Source organism: Vibrio sp. 10N.222.49.C9 (assembly GCF_041474985.1).
Lineage (GTDB): Bacteria > Pseudomonadota > Gammaproteobacteria > Enterobacterales > Vibrionaceae > Vibrio > Vibrio crassostreae_C.
Genome location: NZ_JBFRVD010000089.1, coordinates 1 through 430 on the forward strand (window position 1 = coordinate 1; position 430 = coordinate 430).

At 40.7% G+C, this 430-nt stretch carries 1 protein-coding gene; it reads right to left on the reverse strand.

Annotation, left to right across the window (positions count from 1 at the left end; translation table 11 throughout):
• Nucleotides 1-356 (reverse strand): ribonuclease E inhibitor RraB (gene rraB / locus AB4585_RS21760; RefSeq protein ID WP_372170898.1); only part of this gene is annotated, 356 nt, incomplete at its 3' end.
• Nucleotides 357-430 lie beyond the last annotated feature (74 nt).

Below are 430 nucleotides of genomic sequence, written 5' to 3' on the forward strand. Positions count from 1 at the left end.
CCCCAGCCGTCATAAATAATGTCGTATTTTTCAGCTAGGTTAATCAGCTTCTCAACTTGCTGATCGATCAGCTCAGGGTCTAAAGTACAAGTCATTGTAGCATCACAGCACAATAGCTTTTTGCCATCTTCGTCTTCAGTTTCTTCTGCTTCTAGAACCTCAAAACCCATCTTGAAGGCTTCAACAACCGCTTTTTCTAAAGTCTCAAAGTCTTCAGCAAAAAGATGATGTTCAATTTCATACAAAGCATCAGGTTCACTACCGTCTTCAAGTAAAGCGGCGATAATATCGCGCGTCTCTTCTTTCTGAAATTCGATAAGTTCTTCGACTGATAGATACTCTTCCACTTGTGACATGGGTGTGCTCCCGAACAGGTAAAAATAATAGATTTATATACCGACGAAATATGGCACGGTTCGACACGAAATAC